Annotated in this window: 15 protein-coding genes and 1 pseudogene; 11 read left to right on the top strand and 5 right to left on the bottom strand. The window is 71.9% G+C overall.

Features of this window, described 5'->3' with window-relative positions:
- The first annotated feature begins 48 nt into the window (after positions 1–48).
- Together ACFQ6S_RS03785 and ACFQ6S_RS03780 are read left to right on the top strand one after the other, a co-directional pair.
- On the top strand, positions 49–1,770 hold the full coding sequence (locus tag ACFQ6S_RS03785) for an ABC transporter transmembrane domain-containing protein (protein WP_383402949.1): 1,722 nt from the start codon (positions 49–51) through the stop codon (positions 1,768–1,770).
- Entirely contained in the window at positions 1,767–3,689 is a 1,923-nt protein-coding gene (locus ACFQ6S_RS03780) for an ATP-binding cassette domain-containing protein (protein ID WP_383402946.1), read from the top strand. The genes ACFQ6S_RS03785 and ACFQ6S_RS03780 overlap by 4 nt, the downstream gene beginning before the upstream one ends.
- On the opposite strand, the pseudogene ACFQ6S_RS03775 reads toward ACFQ6S_RS03780, so the two are convergent.
- Positions 3,612–4,172 (bottom strand): annotated as a pseudogene (locus ACFQ6S_RS03775) (response regulator); the annotation flags it as partial. The gene ACFQ6S_RS03780 and the pseudogene ACFQ6S_RS03775 sit on opposite strands and share 78 nt — an antisense overlap.
- 292 nt (positions 4,173–4,464) lie before the next feature.
- Between ACFQ6S_RS03775 and ACFQ6S_RS03770 the strand changes: the two are divergent.
- On the top strand, positions 4,465–6,615 hold the full coding sequence (locus tag ACFQ6S_RS03770) for a SpoIIE family protein phosphatase (RefSeq protein ID WP_383402943.1): 2,151 nt from the start codon (positions 4,465–4,467) through the stop codon (positions 6,613–6,615).
- 122 nt (positions 6,616–6,737) lie between these two features.
- Here ACFQ6S_RS03770 and ACFQ6S_RS03765 read toward each other — a convergent pair whose 3' ends face one another.
- Complete coding sequence (locus ACFQ6S_RS03765; protein ID WP_383402941.1) at positions 6,738–8,090, bottom strand: S1 family peptidase; 1,353 nt, start codon at positions 8,088–8,090, stop codon at positions 6,738–6,740.
- A gap of 188 nt (positions 8,091–8,278) precedes the next feature.
- Between ACFQ6S_RS03765 and ACFQ6S_RS03760 the strand changes: the two genes are divergently transcribed.
- The 5 genes from ACFQ6S_RS03760 to ACFQ6S_RS03740 all read left to right on the top strand — a co-directional run bounded on the left by ACFQ6S_RS03760 (position 8,279) and on the right by ACFQ6S_RS03740 (position 15,370).
- On the top strand, positions 8,279–8,692 hold the full coding sequence (locus ACFQ6S_RS03760; protein WP_383402938.1) for a PaaI family thioesterase: 414 nt from the start codon (positions 8,279–8,281) through the stop codon (positions 8,690–8,692).
- A 474-nt stretch (positions 8,693–9,166) separates the two neighbouring features.
- Positions 9,167–9,382: a type A2 lantipeptide gene (locus ACFQ6S_RS03755; protein WP_383402936.1), complete on the top strand. Its 216-nt coding sequence runs from the start codon at positions 9,167–9,169 to the stop codon at positions 9,380–9,382.
- Positions 9,383–9,526: 144 nt separating this feature from the next.
- Positions 9,527–10,333, top strand: coding sequence for an HlyD family efflux transporter periplasmic adaptor subunit (locus ACFQ6S_RS03750; protein WP_383402933.1), 807 nt, complete (start codon positions 9,527–9,529; stop codon positions 10,331–10,333).
- Positions 10,330–12,552 carry an NHLP family bacteriocin export ABC transporter peptidase/permease/ATPase subunit gene (locus ACFQ6S_RS03745; RefSeq protein WP_383402931.1) on the top strand — a complete coding sequence of 741 codons (2,223 nt, stop codon included), beginning with the start codon at positions 10,330–10,332 and terminating at the stop codon, positions 12,550–12,552. The genes ACFQ6S_RS03750 and ACFQ6S_RS03745 overlap by 4 nt, the downstream gene beginning before the upstream one ends.
- A 1-nt stretch (position 12,553) precedes the next feature.
- Positions 12,554–15,370 carry an NHLP bacteriocin export ABC transporter permease/ATPase subunit gene (locus ACFQ6S_RS03740; RefSeq protein ID WP_383402928.1) on the top strand — a complete coding sequence of 939 codons (2,817 nt, stop codon included), beginning with the start codon at positions 12,554–12,556 and terminating at the stop codon, positions 15,368–15,370.
- A gap of 4 nt (positions 15,371–15,374) precedes the next feature.
- Here the strand turns inward: ACFQ6S_RS03740 and ACFQ6S_RS03735 are convergent, their stop codons facing one another.
- Positions 15,375–15,905: an SRPBCC family protein gene (locus tag ACFQ6S_RS03735; protein WP_383402925.1), complete on the bottom strand. Its 531-nt coding sequence runs from the start codon at positions 15,903–15,905 to the stop codon at positions 15,375–15,377.
- 6 nt (positions 15,906–15,911) lie between these two features.
- Positions 15,912–16,280: an ArsR/SmtB family transcription factor gene (locus ACFQ6S_RS03730; RefSeq protein ID WP_383402922.1), complete on the bottom strand. Its 369-nt coding sequence runs from the start codon at positions 16,278–16,280 to the stop codon at positions 15,912–15,914.
- 138 nt (positions 16,281–16,418) lie between these two features.
- Here ACFQ6S_RS03730 and ACFQ6S_RS03725 point away from each other — a divergent pair, with 138 nt between their 5' ends.
- Complete coding sequence (locus tag ACFQ6S_RS03725) at positions 16,419–16,601, top strand: hypothetical protein (RefSeq protein WP_383402919.1); 183 nt, start codon at positions 16,419–16,421, stop codon at positions 16,599–16,601.
- Positions 16,602–16,743: 142 nt separating this feature from the next.
- Positions 16,744–17,157 carry an STAS domain-containing protein gene (locus tag ACFQ6S_RS03720; protein WP_383402917.1) on the top strand — a complete coding sequence of 138 codons (414 nt, stop codon included), beginning with the start codon at positions 16,744–16,746 and terminating at the stop codon, positions 17,155–17,157.
- Positions 17,158–17,304: 147 nt separating this feature from the next.
- Here the strand turns inward: ACFQ6S_RS03720 and ACFQ6S_RS03715 are convergent, their stop codons facing one another.
- A complete protein-coding gene (locus ACFQ6S_RS03715) occupies positions 17,305–17,739 on the bottom strand; it encodes a protease inhibitor (protein ID WP_383402914.1) in 435 nt (144 codons plus the stop codon).
- A gap of 325 nt (positions 17,740–18,064) precedes the next feature.
- On the opposite strand from ACFQ6S_RS03715, the gene ACFQ6S_RS03710 reads away from it, so the two are divergent.
- Positions 18,065–18,622, top strand: coding sequence for a hypothetical protein (locus ACFQ6S_RS03710; protein WP_383402913.1), 558 nt, complete (start codon positions 18,065–18,067; stop codon positions 18,620–18,622).
- The last annotated feature ends 82 nt before the right edge of the window (positions 18,623–18,704 follow it).

Below are 18,704 nucleotides of genomic sequence, written 5' to 3'. Positions count from 1 at the left end.
GGGCCGCCCGGGGCCCTTGCCCGGACCGGGGAGCGAGGCCGCGGCCGTATGACGACTCCTGCCGACGATCCGTCCCGGCCGCTGCTGCGCGCGGCCACCGTCCACAGCGCGGCCCGTACGGCGGCCCTGTGCCTGGTGAGCACGGCCGCGACCGGCGCCGGTCTGCTGCTGCCCCTGGCGCTCGGCCGGACACTGGACCTTCTGCTGGCGCGGGCTCCCGCCACGGGCTGGGTGCTGTACTGCGCCGCACTCGTGCTGTCGCTCGCCCTGCTCGACGCGTGCCAGAGCGTCCTGGTCGGCGTCGTGGACGCCCGCACCACCGCCTGGCTGCGCGGGCACCTGACCCGGCACGTCCTGGCCGTGGGCCCACGGGCCACCGCCCGCTTCGGGGCCGGCGACCTGGTGGCACGACTCGTCGGCAACGCCGCCCAGGCGGGCACCGCGCCCGCCGCCCGTGCCGCGCTGGCCGCCGCGCTCGCCGGACCGGTCGGAGGCATCGTCGCCCTCGCCCTGATCGACCCGTGGCTCGCCGCCGTGTTTCTCGCCGGGGCCCCGGTGCTGGCCCTTCTTCTGCGGGCCTTCGCCCGCGACACCTCCCGCTGTGTGACGCGCTACCAGCAGGAACAGGGGCGGATCGCGGCGGCCCTCGCCGAGGCCGTCGACGGTCATCGCACCATCGCGGCGGCGCACACGGCGGACCGGGAGACGACGCGGATCCTGCGGCCGCTGCCCGCGCTCTCCCGCGCGGGGCACCGCATGTGGCAGGTGCAGGGCCGGGCCGCCGCCCGTGCGGTCGCAGTGGCCCCGCTCCTCCAGCTCGGTGTGGTCGCCGTCGCCGGCGTCCTGCTCGTCCGGCACCGGCTGACCGTCGGCGAGATGCTCGCCGCCTCCCGCTACGCGGTGCTGGCGACCGGCGTCGGCATGCTCGTCGCCCAGCTCGCGGGTGTGGCCCGCGCCCGGGCCGCGGCCGGACGCCTCGGCGAGATGCTCGCCGAGCCCGCCCCCACCCAGGGCGGGCACCGACTGCCGCCCGGCCCCGGCCGGCTGGAGCTGCGCGGGGTGAACGTCCGGCGCGGCGGACGCACCGTGCTGGACGGGGTCGACCTCGTCGTTCCGGGCGGGACCACCCTCGCCCTGGTCGGCCGCTCCGGCACGGGCAAGTCGCTGCTCGCCGCGCTCGCCGGACGGCTGGCCGACCCGGACGGCGGTGAGGTCCTGCTCGACGGAGTGCCCCTGAGCGAGCTGACCCACGACGACCTGCGGCGCGCCATCGCCTACGCCTTCGAGCGCCCGGTCCTGCTCGGCGACACCGTCGAGGACGCGATCGGCCTCTCCCTGTCCGCCCCCTCCCCCACGATCGTCCGGCAGGCCGCCCGTACCGCCCACACCGACGACTTCGTGGCCCGCCTGCCGAACGGCTACGCCACCACCCTGTCCGACGCCCCGCGCTCCGGCGGCGAGACCCAACGCCTCGGTCTGGCCCGGGCGTTCGCCCACGGTGGCCGGCTGCTGATCCTGGACGACGCGCTGTCCAGCCTCGACACGGTGACGGAGGCCCGCATCACCGAGGCCCTGGCCGGCGGCGGCTCGTCGGCCACCCGACTCCTGATCGCCCACCGGGCGGCCACGGCGGCCCGGGCCGACGCGGTGGCCTGGCTGGACGGCGGGCGGGTGCGAGCGGTGGGACGGCACGAGGAGCTGTGGGGGATCACGGCGTACCGGGAGGCGTTCACAGGAACGGAACCGGCGGCCGAAGGGGCGTATCCATGACCGACGGGCTCCACGCGCGCGGGCTGCGTTTCCTGGCGGTCCGGTGGCGGGTTCTCCTGCGGCTCGGTCTCTGGTCCGTGCTGGAGACGGGGCAGAGCTTCCTCATCGGGTACGCCCCGGCCCGCGCCCTGGACGACGGGTTCCTCCAGGGCCGCACGGAAACCGGGCTCGGCTGGCTGGGCGTCGCCGGGCTCGGGGTCGTCGTCGGCGCCTACGGCACGGCTCGTGTGTACGCGGCCGTCGCGGCGCTGGTCGAACCGCTGAGGGACCGGCTCATGCGGCGGGTCGTGGAGCGCGGGGTGCGCGAGGCGGATCGTGGGGCGCTGTCCGGGCTCACCCAGCAGGTGGAGATCGCGCGGGACACCTCCGCGGGGCTGGTGATGGTGTCGCGGTCGTTCGTGTTCACGGCGGTGGGCGCGCTGGTGGGTCTCTTCTCGCTCGCCCCGCTGCTGCTGCTGGTCGTCCTGCCACCGCTGGCCGCGGGAGTGGGACTGTTCGCGGTGACGCTGGGTCCGCTGGCGCGTCGGCAGGAGGCGTTCCTCGTCGCCGACGAGGCCCTGGCCGACCGGCTCGGCGCCGTCTGCCCGGGACTGCGGGACATCACGGCGGCGGGGGCGGAGCAGCGTATGTCCGCCGACGTCGAGAACCTGGTGGACGCCGAGCTGCGGGCCGCCCGCTCCCTCGCCCGCTTCGGCGTCCTGCGCGTGGCCGCGCTCGCGCTGGGCGGACATCTCCCGATCGTGCTGCTGCTCGCGACCGCGCCCTGGCTGCTGCGCCAGGGCGTCACCACCGGCGCCCTGATCGGCGCCCTGTCCTACGTCACCCAGTCGCTGCTCCCCGCCCTGCACAACCTGGTCCACGGCCTGGGCACGAGCGGCTCACGGCTGGCGGTGGTGCTACGGCGGCTGGCGCCCGCGGGGCCCCGCAGGGACGCGGTGAACCGCGCGACCAGTCACGCCGAGCCCGCGGACGACCGGCGCCCCGTCGCCGCGCCTCCGGCCGGCCCCTCGGTGACCGCCCCCCTGCCGAACGCCGACACCCCCGCCCTCACGCTCTCCTGCGTGACCTTCGCCTACGGCCCGGCCTCGGTCCCCGTGATCGACCACCTCGACCTCGCCCTCCCGTCCGGTTCCCATCTGGCCGTCGTCGGGCCGAGCGGCATCGGGAAGTCCACTCTGACGGCACTGATCGCCGGCCTGCTGCGGCCCCGGCGCGGCACGATCCGGGTGTGCGGGGAAGCGGTGCCGGGGCCGGAGGCCGTCGCGCGGCGCGTGCTCATTCCGCAAGAGGCATACGTGTTCACCGGCAGCCTCGCCGAGAACCTCGCCCACCTGCGCCCGGACCCCGTCCCCGAGGCGGAGTTGCTGTCGGCCGCCGAGGCGGTCGGGCTCGTGCCGCTGCTCGAAACGCTGGGCGGACCCGAGGGCCGGGTGGATCCCGCGGCGCTGTCCGCGGGCGAGCGTCAGTTGATCGCGCTGACCCGGGCTTATCTGGCGGAAGCCCCGCTCGCGCTGCTCGACGAGGCGACCTGCCACCTGGACGGACCGGCGGAGGAACGCGCGGAGCGCGCCTTCGCGGCCCGCCCAGGCGGCACCCTGGTCGTCGTCGCCCACCGCATCAGCTCGGCCCGCCGCGCCGACCGGGTGCTGATGATGGACGGCCGGGACACGGCGTACGGCACGCACGACGAACTCCTCCGGGGCTCGGCGCGCTACCGCGAACTCGTCGGCGCCTGGGCCCCCGTACCCCGCGAGGGGTCACAGCCAGCCCTCGCCCTGCGAGATCCGGATGGCGTCGATGCGGTTGCGGGCCCCGGTCTTGCGGGTGATGGCCGCCATGTAGTTGCGCACGGTCCCGTGGGACAGGTGCAGGTTCCCCGCGATCTCCGCGATGGACGCCCCCTCCGCGGCGAGGGATAACACGCTGAGCTCCCGTCGGGTCAACGGCATCTCGGCGGCCTTGAGGAAACCGAAGCCCAGCGAGTCGTCGACGAAACGTTCCCCCTCGGCCACGCGGCGGATCGCGCGCACCAGGCGGTCCGGCGAGCCCTCCTTGTCGACATAGCCGAGCGCCCCGGCCTCCAGGGCACGTTTCAGCAGCCCCGGACGCTTCGCGCTGGCAAGCACGAGAAGGTGCGGCGGGGGCATGCCCGCGTCCCGCACCCGCAGCTCGCCCAAGGGCGGGATGCCGTACGCGTCCGAGCACTCCAGGTCCGCCGCGCACACATCCGGGCGCACCGATCGCACCCGGGCGGGCGCGCTGCGCCAGGGCGCGTCATAGACCCCCAGGTCGGGTTCTCTGCGCAGCCACTCCGCAAGCACCGATCGCACCAGACACGCGTCGTGCACCACCAGGACACGGATCACTGCTGCCCCCTCCAGCCCGCCGTTCGCCGCGTTCATCGCTTTCATGGTGTTGAGCGCGTGCCCCATTGTTGGCGTTTGTGACCGCCTGCGGGCGCGAAGATCCGGCCATCAGGGTGCGTGGGGGCGCACGCCAGGCGCCCGTACGCCGTGCCGCGCATCGATTGTGGGGGCATGGGCAGGCGGTCGAGGGGTAAGGAGGGCGCTCTCCCGGGCATGACGCGAGGCTCCCGGGCCCCTCGGGTATGTCCGGTGCCCGCTCGCCGTGCGCGGCGGGCCCGGAGGGGGGAGATTTGAGCCCTGGGACCCGTCGCGCGGCTCCGCGGAGGAGGTGGTCGGCGTGTCCGACGGGCAGACGTCCGCTCAGGCGCCGGCGGCCGCGAAGACGCGGGTCGGCCGGCCGCTGCTGTCGCTGGCGCTGGCCTCGATGATGGACGAGGTGCATGCGCACTCCGGTGCCGTGTATCTGCTGGCGGCCGACGAACCCGTGCTGGAGATGGCGGTGATGGCGGGGCTGCCCAGGGCGTTCGCGGCCCCGTGGGAGCGGGTCGGGCTGAGCGCGCCGATCCCGGTCGCGGAGGCGGTGCGTGAGCGGCGGCTCGTCTGGATCGGCGGCGAGGAGGACATGGCGGCCCTGTATCCGCGGATCGCGGTGGTGCTGCCGTATCCGTTCGCGCTGGCCGCGCTGCCGGTGGCCACCGAGACCACCGCCTACGGCGCGATCTTCGTGACCTGGCCCGGGTCGCACCCCCGGGAGCTGTCGGAGCGGGACCGGGAGCATCTGACCGCTGCCTGCCGACGGCTCGCCGTGCGGCTGGAGCGCGCCTTCGATGCGAGCCGCCCGCCGCTGCCGGAGCCCGACCTGCTCGCCGGGCCGGCGTTCGGCGGCACGTCAGGACTGTTCGGCACGGTGGAGGCGGCGCGCATGGTGTCGCGGCTGCCGTACGGACTGTGCTCGCTCGATCTGCACGGCCGGATCAGCTTCGCCAACCCCGCGGCGGCCGAGCTGATCGGCGTGCCCGTCGCCCGGCTGCTCGGCAACCAGCTGTGGGCCGCGGTGCCCTGGCTCAACGACCCCGTCTACGAGGACCGTTACCGGGCCGCGCTGCTCAGCCAGCAGATCACGTCGTTCGTGGCGCTGCGCCCGCCCGGCGACTGGCTGTCCTTCCGCATGTATCCGAGCACGACCGGACTGAGCGTGCGCATCAGCAGGGCGCGCGCGGTGGCGGAGATGGCCCGCCAGGGGCCGCAGCCCGGCGACGCACCGGGCCGGCTGGTGACGATCTCGCAGGTGCTGAGCCTGGCCGGGGCACTCACCGAGGCGGCGAGCGTGCAGGACGTGGTGCAGCTCGTCGCCGACGAGATCGTCCCGGCCGTCGGCAGCCAGGCGCTGGTCGTGCTGGGTTCGCGGTCGGGCCGGCTGCATCTGCTCGGCCACCGCGGCTACCACGACCCGCATGTCGTCGAACGGTTCGACGGGCTGCCGCTGGCCGAACGGACCCCGGGCGCCCACGTCCTGAGCACCGGTGTGCCCGCGTTCTTCGACTCCCAGCAGCAGCTGGAGCGGCTGTATCCGACGCGGCACTCGACCCCCGACGGCTTCGCGGCCTGGGCGTATCTGCCGCTCATCGCCTCCGGCCGGCCGGTCGGCACATGTGTGCTCGCCTACGCCGATCCGCACCCCTTCCCGGCGGACGAGCGTGCGGTCCTGACCAGTCTGGGCGGGCTCATCGCGCAGGCGCTGGAGCGGGCCCAGCTCTACGACGCCAAGCACCAGCTGGCGCACGGCCTCCAGGCCGCCCTGCTCCCGCACACCCTGCCGGTGCTGACCGGCATCGAGGCGGCGGCCCGCTATCTGCCCGCTACTCAGGGCATGGAGATCGGCGGCGACTTCTACGACCTGGTGCCGACGGACGAGGGACTGACGGCGGCGGTGATCGGTGACGTGCAGGGCCACAACGTCACCGCGGCCGGGCTGATGGGCCAGATCCGCACCGCCGTACGGGCGTACACGACCGTCGGTCACGCGCCGGAGGAGGTCATGCGCAGCACCAACCGGCTGTTGATCGACCTCGGCTCCGACCTGTTCGCCAGCTGTCTGTATCTGCGCATCGACCCGGAGCGCGGGCGGGCGGTGATGGCCCGTGCCGGGCATCCGCCGCCGCTGCTGAGGCGGCCGGACGGGCGGGTGCGGGTGCTCGATCTCGCTGGTGGCCCGCTGTTGGGCATCGACGGCTCGCCGACCTATCCCACGACGGAGTTCGACCTCACGCCCGGCTGTGTCCTCGTCCTCTACACCGACGGGCTGGTCGAGTCACCCGGCGTCGACATCGAGGACGCGCTCGCCGACCTCGGGCGGGTGCTGACGGAGGCCGGGGAGCTGCCTCTGGACGAGCTGGCCGACCTGCTCGTTGAGCACAGCGGGTCGGTGCGGGAGCGGGTCGACGACGTGGCGGTGTTGCTGCTGCGGGCGGGTCGCTGACGGGTGGCGGACCCCGGACACGGAGCGGTCCGGCCCTCCCGCCGGAGGGCCGGACCACGTTCCCGTCCGGGCCGGATCACTCGGATCCGTGCGTCGGTGACCGGGTGCCGGTCAGCGGAGCGTCAGTTGTTCCCGACGCCGTTGCCGACGATCTCGCCGAGGCCGTTGCCCGTGCCGTCGGCGTTGCCGTTGCCGACCTCTTCACCGGCTCCGGCTTCCTCCCCGGCCCCGGCTTCCTGACCGGCACCGGCCTCTTCACCAGCGCCGGCCTCTTCACCTGCACCGGCTTCCTCACCGGCGCCGGCCTCATCGCCCGCGCCCGCTTCGCCACCGGCACCGGCCTCGTCACCGGCGCCCGCGCCGCCGCCGAGGGTCGCGCCCACCGCTTCCAGGGCGGTGGTCACCGGCTGGAAGAAGGTCTCGCCGCCGACCGTGCAGTCGCCGCTGCCACCGGAGGTCAGGCCGATCGCCAGACCGTCCTGGGTGAACAGGGAGCCGCCGCTGTCGCCGGGCTCGGCGCAGACGTCGGTCTGGATGAGCCCGGTGACGGTGCCCTCCGGGTAGTTCACGGTGGCGTCGAGGCCCGTGACAGCACCGTCGTTCAGGCCGGTGGTGCTGCCCATGCGGAAGACCTGGAGGCCGACCTCGGCATCAGCGGCCTGGCTGATCGCGAGGGTCTGGTCGCCGAGGTTGACCTCGCTGGGCGCCTCGGTGGCCGGGTCGTCATACTTGACCAGCGCGAAGTCGCCGTCGCCGGGGAAGGTGGCCTGGTCGACGGTGGCGATCGGCTGACCGCCCTCGGCGTCCGACCACTGCTCGGCCGCGACCCCGCAGTGTCCTGCGGTCAGGAAGGCCGGGGTGCCGTCGCCCGCGGTGACGTTGAAGCCCGCGGAGCAGCGCGCGCCGCCGGCGAAGATGGCGTCGCCGCCGGAGAGGAACGTCTTGAAGGTGCCGGCCGACTTCTTGATGCTCGCCATGCCCGAGCCGAGGGTCTCGACGGTCGACTCCAGCTGGTCCCAGTTGTCGCCGGTGACGGTGCTGTCGGCGGTGACGAGGATCTTGTTCGTTCTGGGGTCGACCGCCCAGGCCGTGCCGGGGATGGTCGCCTCGGACTTCAGGGTCTGCGCACCGGACTTGAGCTCGTCGATGCTGTTCTCGACCTCGCGGACCTTCGCTCCGGCCTGCTTCGCCTGGACGATCACGTTGTTGTTGTCGCCGGGGATGACGTTGACGACGAGCTGCTGGCTCTCGGCGTCGTAGTACGAACCGGCGAAGGCGTCGCCGAGCAGTCCTGCGAGCTGCGAGGCGAGATCCGAGGCATCCGCCGCCTTCAGTGTCTTGGGGGCGGCGGCGTCGTTGGACGCGCCGTCCTGGGACGCGTTGGCGTTGGGCAACAGGATCGCGGCCGCTCCGAGCGCCACCACGCTGCCCGCGGCTATCGCGACCTTGCGCTTCGGCATTCGCTTGTGACTCAAACTTCTCGACCTCCTGGGGGACGGGGTCTGTGCCGCCGTATGTGCGGCAGCTGTTCGGGGCGCCTGGTTGGCCATGGGTACGCACGAGCCGGGTGGGGCGTTCAATTCCGTTTGCGGGCAACCGACTCGGGACACCTATCCGGCCAAGGAACTCGTGGCGACGGCCGCCGGCGGGAACAATCCCCCATATGACGATGACGACCGCCGAAGCCGACAAGATCCTCTCCGCCAACTTCGCCCCTTGGGTCCTCCGCCTGGGCCTGTCCGTCGAGGCGGTGGAGGATCACCGCGCGATTCTGCGAATGCCCTGGTCGAACGAGTTGGCGCGGGAGGGCGGCGCGCTGTCGGGGCAGGCGCTGATGGCCGCCGCCGACACCGCCACCGTGATCGCCGTGGCCGCGGCGCGCGGGGCGTACGGGCCGATGACGACGGTGCAGCAGTCGACCTCGTTCCAGCGTGCGGTGATCGGTTCGGATGTCCTGATCGAAGCGGTCGTGACCAAGCTGGGCCGCCGTATGGCGTTCGCCGACATCGCGATGACCGACGAGAGTTCGGGAGAAATCGCGGCCCGCGCGAGCACGGTGTACGCGCTCCTGGGCTGACACGATCTGCTACCGATCGGTAACGATCGGTTGTGAAACCGTAGCGGAATTCAAGCTTCAACGAATCCGCACATTCAATACTCAACGAAGTCACCGGGGACCTGACTTCTGCACACGCCACTACCGCCGGTTACGTCATTGGGACGGGAGTGTCGGATTCGCCACCACTGCGTCCGCCCACTCCCGGACCGATGCAACAGCCCTTCCGAGCCGATGCTGTGACGCATGTGAAGAAGTCGCCGACGAGACGTGCGCGCGTCTGCACGGAACGAGGCCGCTGGGGCCGAAGTGCCCTGGTGAGACGGATGTTTGATTGGAAGCCCGCACCGACGGCGTGCTTTGATCCATCGCACCGCGGGGGCAACGAACGGTTCCCGGAAACGGGCGCCGGACGCCCGCGGTCGCGGCCGTCATCTGTCCCCAGAGGGGGCCGCTCCCCCTTGTGAAATACCCATTAGGAAGGGAAGTTCCATCATGAACTCCACCCCCCAGGTTGCGACCGTCGAGATCTCCGACGCCGAGCTCGACAACGTCTCCGGCGGCCTGCAGGTCAACGCCGTGAACGGTGCCCTCGACGCTGTCAACGGCATCGCCCCGGTTTCCGGCGTGGTCGACACGGTCGTCGGCACCGTGGAGGGTGTCACCGGCCTGAGCACCGCCCCGGTCACGGGCCTGGTCGCCGGTCTCTGATCGCACCTTTTACAACCGCTGAGTCCCGGAGCCGTTCCCCGGTTCCGGGGCTCTTCGGGTGCCGCAAACAAGCAGGCACCGCCCCGCAGCACGACCGGCCCACGCGCGCCGGTCTCCACTCATCCTCAGGTGAGGGAAAGTTCCGTGCAGTTCCGCCAACAGGCCCTCGCCAAGCTCCAGTCACCGGAGGAGCTCGACCTTCCGGTGCGCTTCGCCCGCCCCCAGGGCTGGCTGGTCCTCTCCGTGACGGTGGTCGTCATGGCCGCCGCCTCCGTGTGGGCGGTGACCGGTTCGGTCGCCTCCAGCGTCGGCGCGCCCGCCATCCTCACGCACGGCCAGGGCAGCTACATCCTCCAGAGTCCGGTCGCCGGCCAGGTCACCGCGGTCCTCGCCAAGCAGGGCCAGCAGCTGCCCGCCGACTCCCCCGTGCTGAAGGTCCGTACCGCCAAGGGCGAGACGGTCGTCCGCACGGTCGCCGCGGGCCGGGTCAGCGCGCTCGCCGCCACCATCGGGCAGATCATCACCACCGGCGCCAACGTCGCGGCCGTGGAGAAGGTCGCCCGCACCAAGGACCCGCTGTACGCCACGGTGTACGTCCCCGCCGAGAACGCGGCCTCCATACCCGACGACGCCGCCGTGGACCTCACCGTGCAGTCGGTGCCCACCCAGGAGTACGGCGTGCTGCGCGGCCATGTGAAGTCGGTGGACCGCTCCGTGCAGTCGGCACAGCAGATCGCCGCCTTCCTCGGTGACAACCAGCTGGGCGAGCAGTTCACCAAGGACGGCAGGCCGGTGGCCGTACTGGTGCGGCTGGACAAGAAGTCGAGCACCGAGAGCGGCTACAAGTGGTCGTCCGCCGACGGGCCGCCCTTCTCCCTCACCTCCCTGACCACGGCCGACGCCTCGATCCGGCTGGCCGACCAGCGTCCCGTCGATTGGCTGCTGCCGTGAGCGCCGCACCGCAGACCCGCAGCCGGCGCCGCGCCGCCCCGCCCAAGCGCCCCGTGCCCAAGGGCAGGGCGAAGACCGTCCGCACACCCACCGTGCTCCAGATGGAGGCCGTGGAGTGCGGCGCCGCCTCCCTCGCGATGGTGCTCGGCCACTACGGCCGCCATGTCCCGCTGGAGGAGCTGCGCATCGCGTGCGGTGTCTCCCGCGACGGCTCGCGCGCCAGCAACCTGCTGAAGGCGGCCCGCAGTTACGGTCTGACGGCCAAGGGCATGCAGATGGACACGGCCGCCCTCGCCGAGGTGAAGACACCGGCCGTCCTGTTCTGGGAGTTCAACCACTACGTCGTCTACGACGGCATGGGCCGCCGCTTCGGCCGCCGGGGCGTCTACATCAACGACCCCGCCAAGGGCCGCCGCTTCGTGCCCATGGAGGACTTCGACGGCAGCTTCACCGGCGTCGTCCTGGTGATGGAGCCCGGCGAGGACTTCTCCAAAGGCGGGCGCAAGCCGGGTGTGCTCGGCGCGATGCCGGCCCGTCTGCGCGGCACCGCCGGCACGATGCCCGCCGCCGTCCTCGCGAGCCTCCTCCTGGTCCTGGTCGGCGCGGCCGTCCCCGCCCTGAGCCGCACCTACATCGACATGTTCCTCATCGGCGGCGAGACCTCCCTGCTGGGCGTGCTGTTCGCCTCGATGGGCACCTGCGTCGCACTCACGGTCGTGCTGACCTGGCTGCAGCAGACGAACCTGCTGCGCGGCCGCATCATCTCCTCGACCCTCTCCAGCGCCCGCTTCCTGCGCCATCTGCTGCGGCTGCCCGTGACGTTCTTCTCCCAGCGCAGCCCGGCCGACCTGGTCCAGCGCCTCCAGTCGAACGACGCGGTGTCCGAAACGCTGGCCCGCGACCTCGCGGCGGCGGGCGTGGACGCGGTGGTCGTCGTCCTCTACGCGCTCCTCCTCTACACCTACGACCCCCAGCTCACCTTCGTCGGCATCGGCGTCGCGCTGCTGAACGTCGTCGCCATGCGCGTCGTCATCCGGCTGCGCGCCACCCGCACCGCGAAGCTGCGCGCGGACAGCGCCCGGCTCACCAACACCGCCTACACCGGTCTCCAACTGATCGAGACGATGAAGGCGACCGGCGGCGAGGACGGCTACTTCCGCAAGTGGGCCGGACAGCACGCCACCACGCTGGAGGAGCAGCAGCGCCTCGGCGTGCCGAGCGCCTGGCTGGGTGTGGTCGCGCCCACGCTCGCCACGCTCAACAGCGCGCTCATCCTGTGGATCGGCGGCATGCGCGCGGTCGAGGGCGGCATCTCCGTCGGCCTGCTGGTCGCCTTCCAGGCGCTGGTCACCCGCTTCACCGCTCCGATCACCCGCCTGAACGGCGTCGCGGGCCGCATCCAGGACTTCGCCGCCGACGTGGCCCGCCTGAAGGACGTGGAGAACTTCGAGGCGGACCCGCTCTACGGCCGCCCCGGCACCGGCGACTCCACCCGCCGGCTGCACGGCCACGTCGAGCTCCAGAACATCACCTTCGGCTACAGCCCGCTCGACAAGCCGCTGCTGACGGGCTTCGACCTGACGGTGGGACCCGGCCAGCAGGTGGCCCTGGTCGGCGGCTCCGGCAGCGGCAAGTCGACCGTCTCCCGCCTGATCTCGGGCCTGTACGCGCCCTGGGAAGGCGTCATCCGCATCGACGACCAGCGCATCGAGGACATCCCGCGCGGCGCCCTCGCGGCCTCCGTCTCCTTCGTCGACCAGGAGGTGTTCCTCTTCGAGGGCACCGTTCGCGACAACGTGGCGCTGTGGGACCCGTCGATCCCGGACGACGCGGTGGTGGACGCGCTGCGCGACGCGGCCCTGTACGACATGGTCATGCGCCGCCCCGGCGGCATCCACAGCAGGGTCGAGCAGGATGGCCGCAACTTCTCCGGCGGGCAGCGCCAGCGCCTGGAGATCGCGCGGGCGTTGGTGCGCCGCCCCAGCATCCTGGTGCTCGACGAGGTGACGAGCGCGCTGGACGCGGAGACCGAGCTGGTCGTGATGGACAACCTGCGCAAGCGCGGCTGCGCCTGTGTGGTGATCGCGCACCGGCTCAGCACCGTGCGCGACAGCGACGAGATCGTCGTACTCCAGCACGGCACGATCGTGGAACGCGGGCGGCACGAGGAGCTGGTGGCGCGCGGCGGCGCGTACGCGGCACTGGTCAAGGAGCACTGACATGACCTCCGTCCACGAGGGTGACCTCGTCCTCGACGCGCTCGGGCAGATGGGCACGCGCATCGACTGCGCGGGCTTCAACCGGCTGGATCTCGAAGGCCCGCAGGTGCTGTGGCTGGTCGCGTCGGGCGCCGTGGACCTGTTCGCGGTCGACGCCGGGCAGCAGGGCCACTGGCACCACCTCGGCCGGCTGGAGGCGGGCTCCCTGCTGCTCGGACCGGTCGCCGGACCCCAGCACACGCTGGTCGCACGCCCGCTCAGGGACTGCGTCGTGCACCGCATCGGGCTGCGCGAGCTGTACCAGCCCGCGAACACCCAGACCTGGTCCTACGACGAGTACGGCAATCCGCAGTACGTCCCGCCGCAGACGAGCCCCCTGGAGTACGCCCTCGCCCTGGGCGTCGGCCGCAGCCTCTCCATCCTCTTCCAGGCGCCGATGGCCACCGAGCGGGCCGCGGAGATCACCGACGACGACGTCTTCTGGATGCAGGTCCCGCCGGGCAGCGTGCAGTACGGCTCGCTGTACGGCGCGGAGGCCGCCGCCGACCTGCTGATGGACCCGGCGGTCTGGCAGTCCATGGTCGACCAGCAGTACCGCCTGCTGACCACGCTGGACCGCTGGATCGAGCAGCTGGAGCGCACCCACGAGTCGCGCACGGCGGAGGGCATCAAGGCCGGCGAGGCTGTGCGCGCGCAGGCCGACCGGACGCTGCTGGCGTCCATCGGCAAGCGCGGTGACAAGCGCACGACGGCCGCCGACGCGGACGCCAGCTACGCGGCGTGCAAGCTGGTCGCCGAGGCGGCCGGGATCACGCTGGCCGAGCCGGCGCAGAGCGGCACCGAGAGCGACCGGCTCGACCCGGTCGAGCGCGTGGCCATCGCCTCGCGGGTGCGCACCCGTGCCGTACGCCTCGACGGGCGCTGGTGGCGGGACAACATCGGCCCGCTGGTGGGGCATCGGGCGTTGTCCGGTGCGCCGGTGGCGCTGCTGTGGCGGCGCGGCGGTTATGTTGCCGTCCATCCGGCGACCGGCCGTGAGACGCCGATCGAAAAGGCCAACGCGGAGGAGTTCGAGCCGCGCGGGGTGATGTTCTACCGCCCGCTGCCCGACCGTGCGTTGAGCCCGGCGAGGCTGCTGCGGTTCAGCATGCGGGGCACGGGCGGCGACCTCACGAACCTCCTCGTCAGCTGTCTGGTCACGGTGGGCATCGGTGCGCTGGTGCCGATCGCGACCGGCAAGGTGCTCGGTGAGTTCGTGCCGAAGGCCCAGACCGGGCTGATCGTGCAGTTCTGTCTGGCCGTGATGATCAGCAGTGTCGTGGCCGCGGCGTTCATGCTGCTGCAGAACCTGACGATCCTGCGCCTGGAGGGGCGTATCGAGTCGACGCTCCAACCGGCCCTGTGGGACCGGCTGCTGCGGCTGCCCACGAAGTTCTTCACCGAGCGCTCGACCGGCGAGCTGGCCAGCCAGGCCATGGGCATCAGCGCGATCCGCCGGCTGATGGCGGGAGTCGGCCCGGTCGTCGCGTCGTCGGTGACGGTGGGCGCGATGAACCTCGGGCTGCTGTTCTGGTACAGCGTGCCGATGGCGCTGGCGGCGATCGGCATGCTCGTCGTCATCGCGGCCATGTTCCTGGGGCTCGGGCTGTGGCAGGTGCGCTGGCAGCGGCGGCTGGTCGTGCTGAGCAACAAGCTCAACAACCAGGCGTTCCAGACGCTGCGCGGACTGCCGAAGCTGCGCGTCGCGGCGGCGGAGAACTACGCGTACGCGGCCTGGGCGTCGCAGTTCGCGCGCAGCCGTGAGCTCCAGCAGAAGGTGGGGCGGATCAAGAACCTCACCACGGTGATGGGCGCGGTGTATCTGCCGCTGTGCACGCTGCTGATGTTCATGCTGCTCGCGGGACCGGCGCGCGGGTCGATGTCCGCGGCGGCGTTCCTCACCTTCAACACCTCGGTGACGATGCTGCTGACCTCGGTCACCCAGCTGACCGGCGCGTTCGTCTCGGCGGTGGCCGCGCTGCCGCTGTTCGAGGAGATCAAGCCGGTGCTCGAGGCCACGCCCGAGGTGCGCACGGCGAGCACCCGGCCGGGCCCGCTGACCGGGGCGATGGAGTCCCGCCGCCTGTCCTTCCGGTACTCCGACGACGGCCCCCTGGTCCTCGACGACGTCTCCTTCGACATCCGGCCGGGCGAGTTCGTGGCGATCGTCGGCCCCAGTGGCTGCGGAAAGTCGACGCTGCTCAGGCTGCTGATCGGCTTCGACAAGCCGGTCTCGGGCAGTGTGCTGTACGACGGCCAGGACCTGGCGGCGCTCGACCAGTCGGCCGTGCGCCGGCAGTGCGGGGTCGTGCTCCAGCACGCCCAGCCGTTCACCGGGTCGATCATGGACGTCATCTGCGGCACCGAGCCGTACACGCCGGAGGAGGTCATGGCGGCGGCCGAGATGGCGGGCCTCGCCGAGGACATCAAGCGGATGCCGATGGGTCTGCACACCATCGTCTCGGGCAGCGGCGCGGTCTCCGGCGGTCAGCGCCAGCGTCTGATGATCGCCCAGGCGCTGATCCGCCGGCCGCGCATCCTCTTCTTCGACGAGGCGACCAGCGCCCTGGACAACGAGACGCAGCGCGTCGTCATCGAGAGCACCAAGGCCCTCAACGCCACCCGCATCGTCATCGCGCACCGACTGTCCACGGTGCTGGACGCCGACCGCGTCATCGTGATGGAGGACGGCAAGGTCGCCCAGCAGGGCCCGCCCGCGCAGCTGCTCGCGGACACGAGCGGGCGGCTGCACGAGCTGGTGCGGCGCCAGCTGGCCTGATCCGTCAGGCGTCCACACCCGGGACGGGGGCGCCGGAGGGGAAACCGGCGGCGACGTAACCGTCGTAGAGCCCCTTCCAGGGTGCCTCGGCTCCGGCGTGCGGCCCCTCGAAGCGCCCCCCGCGCGCGTGTGCGTCCAGGGCGGTCAGACACACCTCCCACCCGGCGCCGTTGCGGGCGGCGGTGTTCTCGGCGACGAGGACGTTGGTGAGCGTGAAGCGGGTGCGCCCCTCGTCCAGGGGCTCCAGGTCGAAGTGCAGCTCGTCGCCGCCCCATGCGAAGGACAGGTGCCGGGGCTCGGTGACGGCGATGACCCGGCCCGTGGAGTCCGCCATGTTCGGGTCGCCGCCGAACTGGATCGTGCCGCCGGGGCGCAGCTCGATCTCGGCGCGGGACGGGAACCAGTGGGCCAGTTCGTCGACGTCGGTCACGAACCGCCAGACCCGCTCGACGGGGTGGTCGTAGGTACGGCTGAAGCGGACGGCCGGGCGGCCGTCGTCCAGTGTCAGGTAGGTGCCGGTGAGGTCGGCGCTCATGGTGGATCAGTCCTTCGTGGTGGGTCCTTCGGGGTCGTACGAGGTGTCCGCCGACGTCTCTGGCGCCGTCAAGTCGAGGCGGCGGCCCAGCGCGTCCAGGCTGCGGTTCCAGAGCTTGCGGTACGGGGCCAGCCAGGCGTCGAGCGCGGCGATCGGGGCGGGATCGAGGGCGTAGACGCGCCGCTGCGCGTCCTGCCGCACCCGCACCAGGCCGGCCTCCCGCAGCACCTTCAGATGCTTCGAGGTACTCGGCTGGCTCAGCCCGCATTCCTCCACGATCTCCCCGACGGACCTCGGCCGCTCCATGAGCAGCGCGATGATGGCCCGCCGATGGGGGTCGGCGAGGGCGCTCCAGAGGAGGGCGTCGTCGGACATGAGTTCCAATATGCCTCGATGGTTATATGCCTGTCAAGGAATACAGACCTGGTCAGGGGCATCGACTGTTTGCCCTGGCCCCCATCAGGTACACGCGACGGCATGCGATCGGTTGCCCGACGAGGAAAGGAGATCGTCGTGCCCGACGAGAAGGAGCAGCACGAGGAACACCCCGACACGGCACTCGAAGAGGTCATGAAGGAGATCACCGACGCCGAACGCCGCACCACCGAGGCCGCCGAGCAGCGCCGCCGGAGGGGCGAGTCCGGCGAGGCCGTCACACCCGACGCGCACACCCAGGAGGAGTCCGAGGGCGACTGACCTTGCCGAGGCGTCAAGCCCCGACGGGCGAAATTCACCTGGTCGAGTGAACTAGATCTTGCGCGCGGTGCGGCAGGGATGCTTGGCCTCTTCGCCGGGTAACAACCCGGATCGAATGCGCCCCTGCCGAGGTGGAGCGGACATGACGCCGGACGCCGACGACCGCGCCCCCCGTCCGACCGAGGGCCTGGCCGCGGACCTCTTCCGGTCCACGCCGCCCGCGGCGAACGACCATGCCCGCACCCGCAGATGCGGTGCGTTCACCGTGGTCGAGGTGACGGGTGAGATCGATCTGGCGACGGAGGTGTTCCTCGCCGAGCACCTCAACGCCGCGACCCTGAGGCCGGAGGCGGATGTGCTGGTCGATCTGCGGCGGGTGACCTTCTTCGACTGCTCCGGGCTGCGCGTGCTGTGCCGGGCCGAGACACGGGCCAGGGACCACGGCGGCCGGCTGCGGATCGTCTCGGACGCGCCGCGGATACGGCGGCTGTTGCGCGGTGCGGGACTACTGGACCGCTTCCCGATCCTGCCCGGGATCCCCGGGGAGGACGGGTGACACCTTGATGGGACGAGGTGCCGACCGGGCGGCCCCACTCCGCCCGGCCGACCCCCCGACGCGAGATCGCAGGGCCTCCTCGGCAGCGCTCGCACTCCCCATCCGCGAGCCGCTGCCGAACTGCACGGGACCGTGCGATCCCGGTCCTTAGAACGCGAAGAGGCTGGTCCCGTAGGAGCCCTTCACGCACTCGTTGGCGAAGATGCGCTCATAGGAGACGCGCTGCCCCTGCCAGACCCCGTCGACCGTGACGACCACGGGGTCGTACTGCTTGGTACACAGCACGCCCTCTCTGCCTCTCAGGGCGTCGAAGTCCCCGTTGACCCCGCGCAGTTCGGCGCAGGCCGAGCCGGGGGCGGGATGAGTGCCCGAGGCCGTCGGCGCGCAGCTGAGGGTGACCGCGCGTGCCGGGGTGGTCAGGGTGGAGTTGTCGCCGTGGGCCATGGTGAGCACCAGGGCCGAGGGAGCGTAGAGAGAGGCGGGGGCGGCGTCCGGGGTGGCGAGGGCAGATCCGGTGAGGGGTCCGCAGACGGCGGTGGCCGTGAGAGCGAGGCTCGCTGCCCAGCGCGCGGTGTTCCGCATTGTGTGCATCCTTCCGCTTGAGTCGGGGGTGTGTCGGCTCCGGCGCGATCGGTGCCGGAACGACGAGCGGGAGTCTGCCTACTCCGGCTCCGAAACTCACATCGACACCACAGGTTTCAGTAACCTTGCGTATTGAATCAGTGGCGTGAAGTGACGGAGTTCGAACGTTACAACGCCGGAACTTGGCGCCTCTTGATCGTTCCAACCCGCCGAGTGGCGTGATTTCGCAGGTTGATTAATAGGCCTGAAACATTCCGGTTGAGCCCTCGGCTGACAGGCCCGCCACGCCCTTGTGTTCATGAAGAGGGCGAGTAATGGTAATTACATGATTACCAACGAGCAACGAGAGAAGCTGCGCGGCTGGTTCGCCGGCCGTCTGCCGGACGACCTCTTCGAGGAGCTGGCCGAGGTCAAGGTCGACCGCGAGGAGATCACGGTGATCGGCCGCATTCCCGCACCCCACCTGGCCGAGGGCGTCTCGGCCGCCGAGCGGGAGGCGGCCGTGGAGGGCCGGATCCAGGAATTCCGGGAACGCACCCGGGAGACCCGGATCGAGGTGGCCCAGGAAGCGGAACGCCGGTTCCGCAGGAAGGTCTCCTGGGGCGTGGAGTGCGACGGCGAGCGCGCCCTGTTCACGCATGTCGCCGCGCCCGTGATGACCCGGCTGCGGCAGCCCGAGCGCCAGGTCCTCGACACCCTGATCGCCGGCGGTGTCGCCCGCAGCCGCAGCGACGCCCTCGCCTGGTGCGTCCGGCTGGTCCAGCGGCACACGGACGACTGGCTCGCAGAACTGCGCGAGTCCCTGGAGAACGTCCAGCGGGTGCGGGCACAGGGGCCGGACGCCGAGCCCGAGCCCGAGGACGGCCCAACGGACACCGAGTGATGGAGGATTCGCACACTCCCGGCACGGAAGATGGATGAACCGTCCTCTGGTGCGGATCTCAGACACCGCCGTACCGTCTGCT

Origin of the sequence: Streptomyces sp. NPDC056479 (assembly GCF_042795335.1) — a bacterium.
In the GTDB taxonomy this organism is placed as follows: domain Bacteria; phylum Actinomycetota; class Actinomycetes; order Streptomycetales; family Streptomycetaceae; genus Streptomyces.
This window is presented reverse-complemented; position numbering and strand designations above follow the sequence as displayed.